Source organism: Acidovorax sp. IB03 (genome assembly GCF_016406015.1).
GTDB classification, from domain to species: domain Bacteria; phylum Pseudomonadota; class Gammaproteobacteria; order Burkholderiales; family Burkholderiaceae_C; genus Acidovorax; species Acidovorax temperans.
This window is the reverse complement of record NZ_JAEFCH010000024.1, coordinates 21,931-36,448: the sequence shown is the minus strand read 5'-3', so window position 1 is coordinate 36,448 and position 14,518 is coordinate 21,931. Positions and strand designations below refer to the sequence as shown.

Here is a 14,518-nt window from a genome sequence, read left to right as displayed (position 1 = left end):
GCCTGACTAGCGGCGTACCGGGGCAAGACTGGACAACAATCTCTAACGGTAATGTTCCCTGCGTGTTGGGAACAGTGGGTGGGCCGTAGAGGCCGCCTTGGCAAGCTGGCTTACTGCAGCGCCGCCGCCCAGGCGCGGAACTCTGTCTCGGGCAGTGGGCGGCTGAAGCGGTAGCCCTGGAACAGGTCGCAGCCAGAGCGCAGCAACCGTTCTTGCTGGGCCAGGGTCTCCACCCCCTCGGCCAGCACGCGCAGGTCCAGCTGGTGGGCCATGGCCACGATGGCGTCGATCAGCACCGCAGGGCGTTTGCCTTGGCCGCTGTGCTCGGGGGCGTCGATGTCCATGGTGAACGAGCGGTCGATCTTCAAAACGTCAATCGGCAGGCGCTTGAGGTAGGCCAGGCTGGAATAGCCTGTGCCGAAGTCGTCGAGCGCGAAGCGCACGCCGTGGCTGCGCAGCTGGGCCATTTTTTCCAGCGTGGCCTCCAGGTCGTCCACCAGCACGCTTTCCGTCAACTCCAGTTCCAGCGAAAAGGCGTCGATGCCCACACGGGCGATCAGCGATTCAATGCGGCCGATGAAGTCCGCCTCACGGAACTGACGGGCGCTCACATTCACGGCCATCGTCAGCTTCGTAGCCCACGGAGTGCAGGCGGGATCGTTTTGCCAGCGGTGCAGAGTGGTGGCGGCTTCTTCCAGCACCCAGTTGCCCAGGGGCACGATCAGGCCGCTGGCTTCGGCTTCAGGGATGAAATGCACGGGCGACACCAGGCCACGACGCGGGTCCTGCCAGCGCACCAGGGCTTCCACGCCAGCCAAGCGGCCTTGGCTGTCCACCTGGGGCTGGTAGTGCAGCAGCAGCGGCGCGGGCTTGGCTTCCAACGCTCGGCGCAGGTCGCTGCGCAGCGCCAGGCGTTCGCTGGCGGCTTCCTGCAAGGCGTGGGCGAAAAAGTACACGCGGCTGTCGCCTGCATCCTTGGCGCGGTGCATGGCGGTTTCTGCTTCGCGCAGCAACTCGGGGGCATCGCGGCTGTCGTCCGGAATCATCACCACGCCCGCCCCAGCAGACAGGTGCAGCACCTGGCCCTGCACTTCCAGTGGCTCGGCAATGGCGGTCAGCAGGCGTTCGATGGTGCGTGCAGCCTCGGCCGATGCCTGGTTCAAATCGCCTTGCAGGTCGCACAGCAGCAGGGCAAAGGTGTCGCCGTCCACCCGGGCCAACGTTTGGCCCTGGCCTTGCAGCGCGCTCAGCCGCCGGGCCATGGTGCGCAGCACGACATCTCCGGCGGCCATGCCAAGCGAGTCGTTGACCGATTGGAACGCGTTGATGTTGATGGTGGCGAGGGCTGCGCGGCGCGGTTGCAGATCGGCCGCTGCCAGCTCCTGCACGACTTGTTCGAGCAACGAGCGCCGGTTGCTCAGCCCGGTCAACGCGTCGAAATGGGCCAGTTGGCGGATTTCGGCCTCGGCCGCGAGGCGGGTGCGGATGTCGCGCACCGCCACCACGCGCACCTGGCGATTGTCCAGCTGGCGGCGGCGTACGCTGCATTCGCAGGGGATGGTTTGCCCTTGTGCATCCTGCAGGTCCACTTCCCACACGCCTTCCATGCCCTGCGTGGTGCGCTGAATGGTGCGTTCCAGAAAGGGGGGGGAGACCCAGGAGAGCATGGCCGTGCCCACCAGCCCTCCGGGCGCAACGCCCATGAGGCGGTCAGCGGCCGCGTTCGCATCGGTGATGCGTCCGTTTTCGTGCAGGATGATGGCTTCAAAGGAGGCGTCTGACAGTTGCCGGAAGCGGGCCTCGCTTTCGGCCAGCGCCGTGTTGCGTGCCTGCAATTCGTTCGCCATTTTCTGCAGTGCCTGTCCCAGGTCGTGGAAATCGCCACTGCCCTGCAGGCGTGGCAGGTGGGTGAAATCGCCTGCGCCAATGCGTTCCATGCCTGCACGCAGCGCGGCCACGGGCCGCAGAATGCCCCAGTGCGCCAAGGCCAGCAGGCCCAGCGAACCAAGCAACACGGCCATCGCCAGCACCACGGCCTGTGTGTGGCGTTGTTGCCAGTTTTCAACGGCGATGGGGCGCAGGTCGTAATCAATCCACAGCACGCCCTGGCGCGTGGCGCGCACTTCGCCAGACTGCAGGCCCATGGTGACCGGGGCCACTGCCGTCAATCGCAGCTGCGCACGGTCCAGCGTCAAGAGCTCACGCTGCGCCCGGCGAACCTGGCGCACGGCGTCTTCGGTATAGCCGGGCACGTGTTCGGTGGCGGTGCGGCCCTTCCAGGCAAAGCGCGTAGCGGCAATGACTTTGCCGTCCGGGCCCACCAGGGCGGCGTGGGCAATGGCAGGGTTCAGGCCCAGCTGCGAAACAATGCCCACCGTACCGCTGCCATCGCTGCGGCGCAGCACGGTCTCCAATGCCCGCTGGGTTTCCAGCAGTTCCGCGTGCGCCGTGTGGTCGGCAAATCGCTGCAGGTCCTGGGCGTAATGCCGCTGTTGGTCTGCAATCAGAATCAAGGCCATCACCGCACTGGCAATGATGAGCGACAGGGGCAGCCACAGGCGCAGATTGAACACCCGCACGGTGTGCGTGGCGACTGCGGGCTCCGGGTGGGGCGCTGTCATGGGGTTGTGCCGCGTACGAAGCGGTCGTCGATCAGGTGGGTGGTGTCTACCCGCCTTTGCAGCAAGCCCTGTTCCAGCATGGTGAGCGCCATGCGCTGCGCCGAGGCGGCCAGCCGCGCCTCAGATCCGCTCAACAAGGTGCGGTTGGCGGCGGCGTCGGGCAGTTCAATGCCACTCAAGGCCGCGTCCATCTCTGTGGGGGTGAGGCCCAGGCGGGGCGCCATGCGCCGCAGAGCGTCCTCCCGCGCGGTACCCAGGTGGGCCAGGGCGCGTTCGTGGGCGGCCAGCAGTTGGGAGATGCGCTGGGTGCAACAGGCCAGCGCGTCGGTGCGCGCCACCAGCACGTCCACGATTTCACCGGGGATGGCGCTGCTGTCAAACAGCACCGGCGCTCCCTCGCCACGCAAGACCTGCAGCACCGGGTCGAAGGTCACGAGCGCGTCCACCTGGCTTTCGCGCCAGGCCGTCAGGTGTTCGTCCAGGGGCAGGGGCACTACGGTGATGTCGGTGGTGCGCAGCCCAGCCTTGGCCAATGCAGCATTGAGCATGTAGGCGCCCACGGCGGTTTGTTCCACCCCCACCTTGCGGCCGCGCAGGTCCGCCAGCCCGGCCACCCCGTAGCGGGCCACCAGCGCGTCGGCGCCCTGGGAAATGTCCAAGACCCAGATCACTTTGATGGGAATGCCTTCCTGGACGAGCGTCAGGGCTTCGTCCAGCGTCAGCCCCGCCATGTCGAGCCGGCCGGTGCGCAGCCCATCCATGCTCTGGGTGGTGGAGCCCAGCTCCACCAGGCGCAGGGGAAGGCCTTCGTGCAGGCCCAGGTCGCGCGCCAGGTACAGGGGCTCGTAACCCGTCCACGTGTTGGTGCCCACCGTCAGCGGGGCCTCATAGCGGGCGCCGCACGCGCTCAACAGCGCGGCGCAAGAGGCCAGGGCAAGTGCAATGCAAGTCCCCCGCCACCCGGAACGTTTGCCGGGGGAGTCAGCGGTGTGGGGCACAGCGGAATGCATTGCCCAATGGTAAGCGAGTGTGAGTAAGCAGGTGTGTCAAACAAAGAACACATCGGTTTGGATGGCGCGGTTTCTCAGGGTACGTCGCGCGGGGTACAACTCGCTGACAGCGCCAGAAACGGCCCGGCAGTGAAATCTGGGATGATGCGGGGTTGTTTTCTCCGTCCGCTGCTGCAGCCTGCCTGCGGCCTGATTGCCACGACCATGTCTGCCGATTCTTCGTCCCCCTCTCCCGCTCCCGCATCTGTTGATGCCGCCGCTACCGGGGCCGGCCGTGCCCGCCGTGGCGGCAAGCGCCAGCGCCCCCGCAACCCTGCACCCGCGGCCACCACGCCGGATGCTGCCCCTGGCGTGGCCAAAGCCCCCCGCACTCCCCACCCCGTGCTGGAACAACTGGCGGGCCTGTACCCCCACTTGTTTGGCGCGGTGTTCCGCCCGCTCAAGCGCGGTATCTTCCAGGACCTGCTGGCCGCCCACCCCGACGCGTTTGAGCGCGAAGCCCTCAAGGTGGCGCTGGGCATCCACACCCGTTCCACCCGCTACCTGCAGGCCGTCGCCGCTGGCGAGCAGCGCCATGACCTGCAAGGCCAGCCGGTAGAGGCCATGGCCCCCGAACATGTGCACCACGCCTTGCTGGAGGTGTACCGCCGCCGCAAGAACCAAAAGGGCCGCTCCACCGAAGACCTGCTGCCCAAGCTGCGCAACCGCATCATTGCCGCGTTCGAAGCCTCTGGCCTGACCCGCGAGGCCTACACCGAACTGGTGGTGGGCCGCGACGACGCGGCCAATGCCATCCTGGAAGAAGCCTTTGCCGAATGGGCCGCCCGCAACGCCAAGGCTGAAGCCCTGCTGCGCGCCTTTGAGGCCAGCGGCAGCACGCTGGAGCAGTTTGCCGACATGTATGGCATGGACCCGCGCAGCACCGGCCAGCAACTCGAACGCGCGCGCAAATTGGCCGCTGCCGCCCAGGGCAACCCATCCGCCAGCGCCCCGGCGGTGTAACCACGCCACAGCACTGCCATGCTGCTGACATCACGGTGTCAGCAGCCACGCGGCACCATGCCAACCCTGTGAATAAATACAGGGAGTTGGAATGTCCTCTTTCATCGCACCCCAGGCAACCACCGTGGCGGCTTTTCGCGTGGCCGGGATCGCCGTGCGCACCACCAATGCGGCCGAGGCCGACCCGGCCAGCGCCCGCATCGGCCCGCTGTGGGACCGTTTCTTCAGCGAAAGCTGGGAACACAAGCTGCCCCCGCCCGGCGCCGATGGCCGGGTGTTTGGCGTCTACAGCGGCTATGCCTCAGACCAGCATGGCGCCTTCGACGTGACCGCCGGTGTCGCGGCTCCGACACACCATCAGGCTATGCAGGGCGCCACCACGGTGGACATTGAAGCCGGCACCTACCTGGTGTTTGAAGCCGAGGGCCAGATGCCCCAGCTGGTCATCGACGCCTGGGGCGCCGTGTGGCGCTACTTTGCCAACCACCCGCAGGTGCAGCGGCGCTTTGGCACCGACTTCGAGGCCTACTCGGGCCCGTACCATGTGGCGCTTCACATTGGTGTGCGGGGTGATTTGCTATGAAATATGTAGCTAATGGCGCTTGTTGCATAAGCGCTAGAGCCTGTTTTTGCTCAAAACATGCGCCGCGCTGACCGCCTGTTCCAGATCGTGCAGCTCATCCGCGGGCGGCGCCTGTCCACCGCCGCCTTCCTGGCCGAGCGGCTGGAAGTCTCGCAACGCACCATCTATCGCGACGTGGCCGACCTGCAGCACCAGGGCGTGCCCATCGAAGGCGAAGCGGGCGTGGGCTACCGCCTGGGGGCGGGGTTTGAGCTGCCCCCGCTCATGTTCAGCCAGGGCGAGGCCAACGCCCTGGTGGCCGCAGCCCGCCTGGCGCAAGCCTGGCTGGACCCGGGCCTCGCGCGCGAGGTGGAGGGGGCGCTGGGCAAGATCCTGTCGGTGCTACCCCCCGCAGCCCGGCTGGCAGCCGAGGCCCAGGCGCTGTACGCGCCCCTGGTGGGGCTCGACGCCCGCACCCAGGCCACGCTGCAGGCCCTGCGCGAAGCGGTACAAAGCTGCCACGTGGTGCAGATTGACTACGCCGATGTGCAGGGCCGCCCCAGCCTGCGCCGGCTGCGGCCGCTGGGCTGCTTTTACTGGGGCAAGGTGTGGACCCTGTCAGCCTGGTGCGAGCTGCGCAACGACTTCCGGGGCTTTCGCATCGACCGCATTGCCGCCTTCATCGTACTGCCCGAGCGCTTTCGGCAAGAGCCCGGCAAAACGCTGGCCGACCTGCTGCGCCAGGTGGAGGCAGAGAGGGACGGGTGGCCGCTGGAGTGCGTGGCTGCACCGGGGGCAGATGGAAATTCCTGAAGGGGTGGGGCGCAACGAGTGAGGGCGAAGACGGGAAGAGGGCCGGAGCCGTCGTTCATTCGTTCCCCGCTGCCTGATAGTCCGGAACCGTGCCGTCTGTGGGCTCTGTCCCTGCCCGGCAGCGAGCTATATTTGCTTCGTTGAAGCGAATCTGGTTTCGTAGATTTTTATACATGGATGTTTAAACAGACAGTCGCCAGCAAACCCATGCTGCAAGCCACTTCCAAGAGAAACCAGTGCCCAGAATCTCCTGCATCATCCGTTTTATCCTGCGGCGTTTGCAGCATGCATTAAGTGAGGCCACACCAAACATGAGCAAAGCAAAGGAAATTGCGCATACTTTGATTGAAGAGGGGATCAAGGCTAGAGCGCACTTCCAAGTTTGGTGGGCACTTCGAAACAAGGCCCTGCCGAAGTATTACGACGCGATGAACGATTTCGCATATGTCGATTTCTTCCACGCCGCCAATTCTGGTCACTACACGTTGTTCTGGCTTTCCCTAGCAAAGATCTTTGACCAAGACAGTCGCGTTGCCGGACTCAAAGAGTTCAGGCACGCGCTCCGCGCTGAAGGCATGAACAAATCAGCGCTTGCAATCCATCATGCGCTAAAGCCACATCGAGAGATCGTTCAGCGAGTGATGGCGATTCGAAACAAATCTGTTGTGCATAACGAGCATGGGCTCACTCGCAGTAAGGTGTACGAGATCAATGGGGTTACACCTAATCAACTTCGCGATTTGATCGATGTCACCTGCAAGTCAATTAATGAGGCAGCTTCGGGACTTGGCCTCAACAACCTGATCTTTGACGGCGACAGAGCCGAGCGGGCCACCCTAAATATGCTTGAAACCCTGGCTAAAGGCGCTAAAAATGCATAAATTCCTGCACCGCAGGTGTGGCTGAAATAGGTGGTCAAGCGAATGCCAACACTGACCATGCCTTCGACATTTTCGTGGCCGGTGTTGCTTCTCTCCGCCTTCGGTTCGGGCGCCGCTTACTTTGGTCGTCAGGCCTTCATTAACAAACATGGTGGAACCCGGAATGCTTCAATTGCGCCCCAACTGCGAGTGCTGCGACAAGGATCTTTTTCCTGAGTCCGCAGACGCACGCATTTGCTCATTCGAGTGCACCTTCTGCTCTACTTGTGCGGAAGGCGTCTTGGCTGGCAAGTGCCCTAATTGCGGAGGTGAGCTGGTCGCTCGTCCTCGGCGTCCCGCGGCCAAATTGGCCAGATTTCCCGCATCGACGGAAAGAGTGTTGAAGCCGCACGGCTGCAAAGAGGCTGCGTAAGCGCCATGGCCAGCGCATCTGCCGCCAGCCTCAAAGCTCGGTCAAACCTACACCAGCAAGTGCCGCTTTTGGGTGCCTTCCGTGCTTCGCACTTTGGTGCGGCGTACCGCAGGCGTTGGGCGTTGACTTCCACAGGCCGCTTCTGTTCGAAAGCAGCAGTGGCGCCAACATAGGTAAAAACGCCGCAGGCTTGGCCCTCTTAACCTGCCAGCGCCGCCTCAATATCCCCCGCCAGCTTCTTCGGCGCGTCTTGCGGTGCGTAGCGGCGGATTACCCGGCCGTCTTTGCCGACCAGGAACTTGGTGAAGTTCCACTTGATGGCTTTGCTGCCCAGCAGGCCGGGCGCTTCGGCGGTGAGCCATTGGTACAGGGGCGAGGCGTTGGCGCCGTTCACGTCGATCTTGGCCATCATCGGAAAGCTCACGCCGTAGTTGAGCTGGCAGAAGCTGGCAATCTCGTCGTTGCTGCCGGGGTCCTGGCTGCCAAACTGGTTGCAGGGGAACCCCAGCACCAACAGTCCGCGGTCTGCATAGGTTTGGTGCAACTGCTCCAGCCCCGCAAACTGGGGTGTGAAGCCGCAGGCGCTGGCGGTGTTCACGATCAGCAGTACCTTGCCCCGAAACTGCTCCAGCGCCACGCGCTGGCCTTGGATGTCCTGGGCGTCGAATGCATAAATGTCTTGGGGCATGGGCAAGTCTCGGTGGGATGAACAGTGGGGTGACTGCGCCCATCGTATCGGCGCCGCTGTTTCTGCGGGTGCGTCAGGCTTTTCGGGGCCAGCGCAGCGTGGCCAGAAGGGCGGCCGACACGATCAGGCTGCCGCCCAGCACGGTGCGCGCGTCCAGCGCGGTGTCTGTCAGCAGCACCGATGACACGCTGGCAAACACCACCTCGGACAGCATGATGAGCGCCGTGGTGCCTGCCGCCAGCCGCGTGGCGCCGTACTGCAGCGCGTAGTTGCTCAGTAAAAAGGCCGTGGCCAGCAATAGCGCGACCACGACCCAGCCCATGGCCAAAGCGGGCACCGGCGTGACAAAGCCCGCCAGCAAGCCCGCGCAGGCGCTGGCCGTGGCCATGAGGGCGCCGCCGCCAAACATGGCCAGCATGCGGGATTCGCTGGGCACGCGGTGCAGGCGGCGCAGGGTGACGCTGGTCAGCGCAAAGCAAAAGCCCCCGGCCAGGGCCAGCAGGTCGGCCCCTGACAAGTGGCCCACCATGCGTTCAATGGACGCATCCGCAGGCACCAGCACCAGGGCCACGCCCGCAAATGCCATCACCAGCCGCACCACGGCCATGCGCGTAGGGCGCTCGCCCAGCACGCGCCAGGCCAGCAGCACCGACCAGGCGGGCATCAGATAAAACAGCAGCACCACCCGCACCACGTCGCCCACCGTCACGGCCCAGTTGAAGGCCACATTGGTCAGGCCCGACGACAGGGCCAGCAGCCACAGGGCTGGGTGCTGCAAGGTGCGCGCGAGCAAGCCAGGGCGCGCCAGCAGCAGGCCACCCACGGCCAGCGCGTACATCAGTGCCGTAGCCCACAGGGGGTGCAACCCGGCGCCGTGCAGTTGCCGAAACGGCCACCAGGAAACGCCCCAGACAAAGGCGTTGAACACCAACGCCAGAACGGGAAGAAAACTTTGCATTAAATCGGGCGCTAGCGCTTGATGGGTAAGCGCTGGAAGCTATCAAAAAAGGAGTGATGGGCGCCGGGGCGGTTCGGTGCCGATCAGGGTGCGTCTGTAACGCCCCCGACCCGGTCCGCTGGCGGCCGGTGCTCAGTGGTGGTGGTCTTGCCGCGCGATGTGCAGCAGGTGTTCCACCTCTTCGCGGTGGCGGTGGCAGTTGCTGATGTGCCAGCGGCGGATCAGCCACATGGTGCCCGCCACCACCAGACCAAACGCAGTAATCGCGCCGAACACCGACAGCCCCAGCTTGAGCGAGAGGCTGTAGAACGCGCCCAGGCCCAGGATGCAGGCCTGTTCGTTGAAGTTTTGCACGGCAATCGAGCGCCCGGCGCCCATCAGGTTGTGGCCCCGGTGCTGCAGCAGCGCATTCATGGGCACCACCAGGTAGCCGCCCAGGCCGCCCAGCAAAATCAAAAACGGAATCGCCAGCCAGATGTTGTCGATGAACACCATGAGGATGAGCAGCAGCCCCATGGCAATGCCCAGCGGAATCACCTTGGTGGCGGCATCGAGCCGCATGCGCATGGATGCCACCACCGCACCCACGGCCGTGCCAATGGCCACCACGCCCGTGAGGGCCGAGGCCTGCGTGGTGTTGTAGCCCAACGCCACAGCGGCCCAGGCCAGCACGATGAACTTGAGGTTACCGCCTGCGCCCCAGAACAGGGTGGTGGTGGACAGCGAAATCTGCCCCAGCTTGTCGCGCCACAGGCGGTTGTTGCAGGCCCAGAAGTCGGGCAGCAGCGCCAGTGTGTTGGCCAGCACGTTGCGCGAAGGGTCGGTGCGCAGAGGGCGCATTTCCACGCCGGTGTGTGGAATGCGGGTGTTGAACCAGGCGGCGACCATGTACACGAGGATCAGCGCGGCAATGGCCGATTCGGCAGGGGTGTCTACGCCGGTGTCGATCAGGGGGATGTCAATGCTCAGCAGCAGCACCGACAGGTGTTGCCCCACCAGTTGCCCGCCCAGCAGCACGCCCAGGATGATGGAGGCAATCGTCAGCCCCTCGATCCAGCCATTGGCCTTGACCAGTTGAGACGCGGGCAGCAGCTCGGTCAGGATGCCGTACTTGGCGGGTGAATAGGCAGCCGCCCCCAGCCCCACCACCGCGTAGGCCATGAGTGGGTGCGAGCCAAACAGCATCATCAGGCAGCCCACCACCTTGATGGCGTTGCTGATGAACATGACTTTGCCCTTGGGCAGCGCGTCGGCAAACGCGCCGACGAACGGTGCCAGCACCACATAGAACAGCGCAAACATGGGCACCAGGGCGGCGCGTTGCCACTCGGGCGCGCCTTCTGTGCGCAATAACTCCACGGCGGCCACGAAGAGTGCGTTGTCGGCCAGCGAGCTGAAAAACTGCGCCGACATGATCGTGTAGAAACCGCGCTTCATCGGAGGGCTTGTGGCTGCATCAGCGGCGCTGATGCCCTGGTAAAAGTAGAAAACCGTGGCAAGTGACCGGCGGTTATATCACGCGGATAAACGGCGGCAGTGACAGAATCCGGGGCTGTTCACCCGGTTAAACCCCCATGCCACGCCCTATCCAAGCCCACATCCACACCGCTGCTCTGCAACACAACCTCCAGCGCGTGCAAAGCGCCGTGCCCGATGCCAAAGTATGGGCCGTGGTCAAGGCCAACGCCTACGGGCACGGCATTGAGCGGGTGTTTGAAGGCCTGCGCGCGGCCGATGGCTTTGCCCTGCTGGACCTGGCCGAGGCCGAGCGCGTGCGCGCCCTGGGCTGGCGTGGCCCCATCTTGCTGCTCGAAGGCGTGTTCGAGCCGCGCGATCTGGAGCTGTGCTCGCGCCTGGGCCTGTGGCACGCGGTGCACTGCGATGAGCAGATCGACTGGCTGGCCGCCCACAAGACGCAGGTGCCGCACCGCGTCTTCCTCAAGATGAATTCGGGCATGAACCGCCTGGGCTTCACGCCTGCCCGCTACCGCGCCGCCTGGGCGCGGCTGAACGCGCTGCCGCAGGTGGATGAAATCTCGTACATGACGCACTTCAGCGACGCCGACGGCCCGCGCGGCATTGCCCACCAGATGGCTGCCTTCAACACCGCCACGCAAGACCTGCCCGGCGAGCGCAGCCTGAGCAACAGCGCCGCCACCCTGCGCCACGCGGCCGATGCCGGGGTGCGCGCCGACTGGGTGCGCGCCGGCATCGTGGTGTACGGCAGCGCGCCCGACTGCCCAGAGAACACCGCCGCCCACTGGGGCCTGCAGCCCTCCATGACGCTATCGACCCGGCTGCTGGCCACCCAGCAACTGCAGGCGGGCGACACCGTGGGCTATGGCTCGCGCTTCACGGCCGAAGGGCCGCTCACCATCGGGGTGGCCGCCTGCGGCTATGCCGACGGCTACCCGCGCCACTGCGACACTGGCACGCCGGTGCTGGTGAACGGCGTGCGCACCCGCCTGGTGGGCCGCGTGAGCATGGACATGATTACCGTGGACCTCACCCCCCTGCAGCAGGCCGGTGTGCCCGTGGGCATGGGCAGCGAAGTCACGCTGTGGGGCCGCGCCAGCAACGGCGAGGTGCTGGGCATTGACGAAGTGGCCCGCGCCGCAGGCACCGTGGGCTACGAGCTGATGTGCGCCCTGGCCCAGCGGGTGCCCGTGGTGGTGGACTGATACGGCTGTGCCGTTCGACGTATCACGTCGTTGGTTCGCCCTGGCGCACAGGCCGCCGCACTTATAGTGCGGCCCCATGACCACCCGCCGCTCCCCGCGCCGCCGCTGGATCTCTGTGCGCCTGACCGCGCGCGACGTGGCCCACGACCTTGAGCAACGCCACAGCCTGCGCTGGCATGGCCTGTGCATTGGCACCCTCACGCTTCTGGGGATGTTGCTGGCCGCCTGGTTGCAAAAGCAGGCGGGCGTGCATCTGCTGTCGGTGCGTTACGCCATCACGCTGGCCGTGGGCTATGGCATTTATCTGCTGGTGCTGCGCTGGTGGGCTGCGCGCCTGATCGATGACGAGGAGGAGCGCGGCAGCGCCGATGCGGGCGATGCCCTGGATGTGGCGGTGGACGTGGCCGATCTGGCCCGCTCAGTGCCCCGCAGTGGCGGCACCCGCTCGCCCGAGATGCCCCGCATGAGCGATGTGGCCGACAGTGCGGAATCCGGCAAAGGCGTTGGCGACCTGGCCAGCGGCGCGCTGGACGGCCTGGGCGGCGCTGATGAAGGCGCCGTGGTGATCATTCCGGTGGTGGCCATCTTTCTGATCGGCGCTGCCATTCTGGCCGGTGCGGGCGCGCTGGCCATGCTGTTCTTCAGCTGGGATGTGCTGCTGGCCGTGGCAGTGGAGCTGGCTTTTTCCGTGGCCGCCGTGCGCGTGGCCACACGGGTGGAACGCGAAGGCTGGCTCACCGCCGCCGTGCGCCTGACCTGGAAGCCCCTTTTGGGCGCGCTGCTGTGCGCCGTACTGCTGGGCGCCACCATTGACCACTTCCTGCCGCAGGTGGATTCGCTGCCCGAAGCGGTGCGGATGCTGCAGCGTGGCTGAGGCAGATGCTGCTCCTATGCACATAAAAATGACAGGTAGCGCCCGTCCATCAAGCGCGAGTAGCTATTAAAAGTGTAGCGATCGGGGCGGCCCAGGAATTCCGCAGTGCAGGCAATGTTCATGAACATTGCCTAGGATGCTCGGCTCTGGAGGCCTGCCTTGCTGTTCAAGTTTTTCGAAAAAAGCGTTCCCTGTTACCCGAGCAACGAGCCTGCGCTGCCGCCTCGGGGGTTTCTGGCCTTCGTCTGGGCCTGCGCGCGCGGCGTGCGCGGCTATGTGGTGGCGATGGCCGGGCTCTCGGCACTGATTGCCGTGTACGAAGCCCTGCTGTTCGCCGTGCTGGGCCGCGTGGTGGACTGGATTGCCGCCGCCACGCCCGCCACCCTGTGGGCGCAGCGCGGCAACACGCTCACCTGGGTGGCCGCAGCCATGGTGGGCAGCATTGCGCTGGTGGCGCTGCGCACCAGCGTCAAGCACCAGGCGCTGGCCATCAACCTGCCGCTGCGCCTGCGCTGGAACTTTCACCGCCTGATGCTGGGCCAGAGCATGGCCTTTTATGCCGACGAGTTTGCCGGCCGCATCACCACCAAGATCATGCAGACCGCGCTGGCCGTGCGCGACATGATCTTCACCACCACCGACGTGGTGGTGGGCATGGGCGTGTACCTCATCACCATCTTGCTGCTGGCCTGGGGCTTTGATGCGCGGCTGTTGCTGCCGTTTGCGGGCTGGCTGGTGTGCTACGGCCTGGTGTGCTGGTACTTTGTGCCTCGCCTGGGCAAGGTCAGCCGCGACCAGGCCGACGCCCGCGCCCTCATGACCGGGCGCATCACCGACGCCTACACCAACATCGCCACCGTCAAGCTCTTCTCGCACACCCACCGCGAAGCCGAGTTTGCCCGCGCTGCCATGGACGCCTTCAAGCTAACCGGCTACGCGCAGATGCGACTGGTGAGCCGGTTTGAAATCGTCAACCATGTGCTGGTGGTGGGCATGATTCTGGGCGCCTGCGGCACCGCGCTGTGGCTGTGGACGCAAGGCCAGGTGGGCGCTGGCGCGGTGGCTGCCGTTACCGCCATGGCCCTGCGCGTGGCAGGCCACGCCCACTGGGTGATGTGGGAAGTAACCACCCTGTTTGAAAGCGTGGGCACCATCCAGGACGGCATCAACACCCTGACGCGCCCCCGCCAGGTGGTGGACGCCCCTGGCGCCCAGCCGCTGCGCGTGACGCAGGGCGAAGTGCGCTTTGAGCAAGTGCGCTTTGCTTACCAGGATGGTGGCCGCCCGGTGATTGACGGGCTCAGCCTCACCATTCGCCCCGGCGAGCGCATCGGCCTCATCGGCCGCTCGGGTGCGGGCAAGTCCACTCTGGTCAATCTGCTGCTGCGCTTTCATGACATTCAGAGCGGGCGCGTGCTGATTGATGGGCAGGACATTTCAAAAGTGACGCAAGACAGCCTGCGCCACGCCATCGGCATGGTCACGCAAGACACCTCGCTGCTGCACCGTTCGATGCGCGACAACATCCTCTACGGCCGCCCCGATGCCACCGAGGAAGAACTGCACGCCGCCGCCGAGCGCGCCGAGGCCGCAGCCTTCATTGACACCCTGACCGACCCCCAAGGCCGCCGCGGCTATGAAGCCCATGTGGGCGAGCGCGGCGTGAAGCTCTCGGGCGGCCAGCGCCAGCGCGTGGCCATTGCCCGCGTCATGCTCAAAGACGCGCCCATCCTGCTGCTGGACGAAGCCACCAGCGCGCTGGACTCCGAGGTGGAAGCCGCCATCCAGCAAAGCCTGGACGGCCTCATGCAGGGCAAGACCGTGATCGCCATCGCCCACCGCCTCTCCACCATCGCCGCGATGGACCGCCTCATCGTCATGGACGGCGGCCACATCGTGGAAGAAGGCACCCACGCCCAACTGCTGGCCCAGGGCGGCATTTACGCCCGCCTGTGGGCGCACCAGAGCGGGGGCTTTTTGGGCGAGGCGCAGCGCATGGAATAGCCAGCCGCCGCG

At 65.5% G+C, this 14,518-nt stretch carries 13 protein-coding genes; 8 read left to right on the top strand and 5 right to left on the bottom strand.

The genetic code is table 11. The features are described from left to right. Positions 1-110: 110 nt before the first annotated feature. Positions 111-2,621: an EAL domain-containing protein gene (locus IHV84_RS13565; RefSeq protein ID WP_198847236.1), complete on the bottom strand. Its 2,511-nt coding sequence runs from the start codon at positions 2,619-2,621 to the stop codon at positions 111-113. Then, positions 2,618-3,532 carry an ABC transporter substrate-binding protein gene (locus tag IHV84_RS13560; protein WP_233100010.1) on the bottom strand — a complete coding sequence of 305 codons (915 nt, stop codon included), beginning with the start codon at positions 3,530-3,532 and terminating at the stop codon, positions 2,618-2,620. Before IHV84_RS13560 ends, IHV84_RS13565 begins: the two co-directional genes overlap by 4 nt. A 240-nt stretch (positions 3,533-3,772) precedes the next feature. Between IHV84_RS13560 and IHV84_RS13555 the strand changes: the two genes are divergently transcribed. The 5 genes from IHV84_RS13555 (at position 3,773) to IHV84_RS13535 (ending at position 7,301) form a co-directional block, all read left to right on the top strand. After that, positions 3,773-4,633: a ProQ/FINO family protein gene (locus IHV84_RS13555; RefSeq protein ID WP_198847260.1), complete on the top strand. Its 861-nt coding sequence runs from the start codon at positions 3,773-3,775 to the stop codon at positions 4,631-4,633. 91 nt (positions 4,634-4,724) lie between these two features. Beyond that, positions 4,725-5,216, top strand: a complete 492-nt coding sequence (locus IHV84_RS13550; protein ID WP_198847234.1) for a GyrI-like domain-containing protein — start codon at positions 4,725-4,727, stop codon at positions 5,214-5,216. Between the two features lie 57 nt (positions 5,217-5,273). Next, positions 5,274-6,008 carry a YafY family protein gene (locus IHV84_RS13545; RefSeq protein ID WP_198847233.1) on the top strand — a complete coding sequence of 245 codons (735 nt, stop codon included), beginning with the start codon at positions 5,274-5,276 and terminating at the stop codon, positions 6,006-6,008. A 236-nt stretch (positions 6,009-6,244) separates the two neighbouring features. Continuing rightward, entirely contained in the window at positions 6,245-6,889 is a 645-nt protein-coding gene (locus tag IHV84_RS13540; RefSeq protein ID WP_198847232.1) for a hypothetical protein, read from the top strand. A gap of 163 nt (positions 6,890-7,052) precedes the next feature. Further along, complete coding sequence (locus IHV84_RS13535) at positions 7,053-7,301, top strand: DUF1272 domain-containing protein (protein ID WP_198847231.1); 249 nt, start codon at positions 7,053-7,055, stop codon at positions 7,299-7,301. 199 nt (positions 7,302-7,500) lie between these two features. On the opposite strand, the gene IHV84_RS13530 is transcribed toward IHV84_RS13535, so the two are convergent. The 3 genes from IHV84_RS13530 to lplT form a co-directional block, all read right to left on the bottom strand. Then, on the bottom strand, positions 7,501-7,989 hold the full coding sequence (locus IHV84_RS13530; RefSeq protein WP_198847230.1) for a glutathione peroxidase: 489 nt from the start codon (positions 7,987-7,989) through the stop codon (positions 7,501-7,503). A gap of 73 nt (positions 7,990-8,062) precedes the next feature. Further along, positions 8,063-8,947 carry a DMT family transporter gene (locus tag IHV84_RS13525; protein ID WP_198847229.1) on the bottom strand — a complete coding sequence of 295 codons (885 nt, stop codon included), beginning with the start codon at positions 8,945-8,947 and terminating at the stop codon, positions 8,063-8,065. A 132-nt stretch (positions 8,948-9,079) separates the two neighbouring features. Further along, entirely contained in the window at positions 9,080-10,384 is a 1,305-nt protein-coding gene (gene lplT, locus IHV84_RS13520) for a lysophospholipid transporter LplT (protein WP_198847228.1), read from the bottom strand. A 137-nt stretch (positions 10,385-10,521) separates the two neighbouring features. On the opposite strand from lplT, the gene alr reads away from it, so the two are divergent. From alr to IHV84_RS13505, 3 genes are all read left to right on the top strand, one after another. Then, a complete protein-coding gene (alr, locus tag IHV84_RS13515; protein ID WP_066691117.1) occupies positions 10,522-11,628 on the top strand; it encodes an alanine racemase in 1,107 nt (368 codons plus the stop codon). A gap of 76 nt (positions 11,629-11,704) precedes the next feature. Further along, positions 11,705-12,502, top strand: a complete 798-nt coding sequence (locus IHV84_RS13510; protein ID WP_233100008.1) for a hypothetical protein — start codon at positions 11,705-11,707, stop codon at positions 12,500-12,502. Positions 12,503-12,664: 162 nt separating this feature from the next. After that, the gene (locus tag IHV84_RS13505) at positions 12,665-14,506 is read left to right on the top strand and encodes an ABC transporter ATP-binding protein (protein ID WP_198847258.1); all 1,842 of its coding nucleotides are present in this window, start codon (positions 12,665-12,667) and stop codon (positions 14,504-14,506) included. Positions 14,507-14,518: the final 12 nt, after the last annotated feature.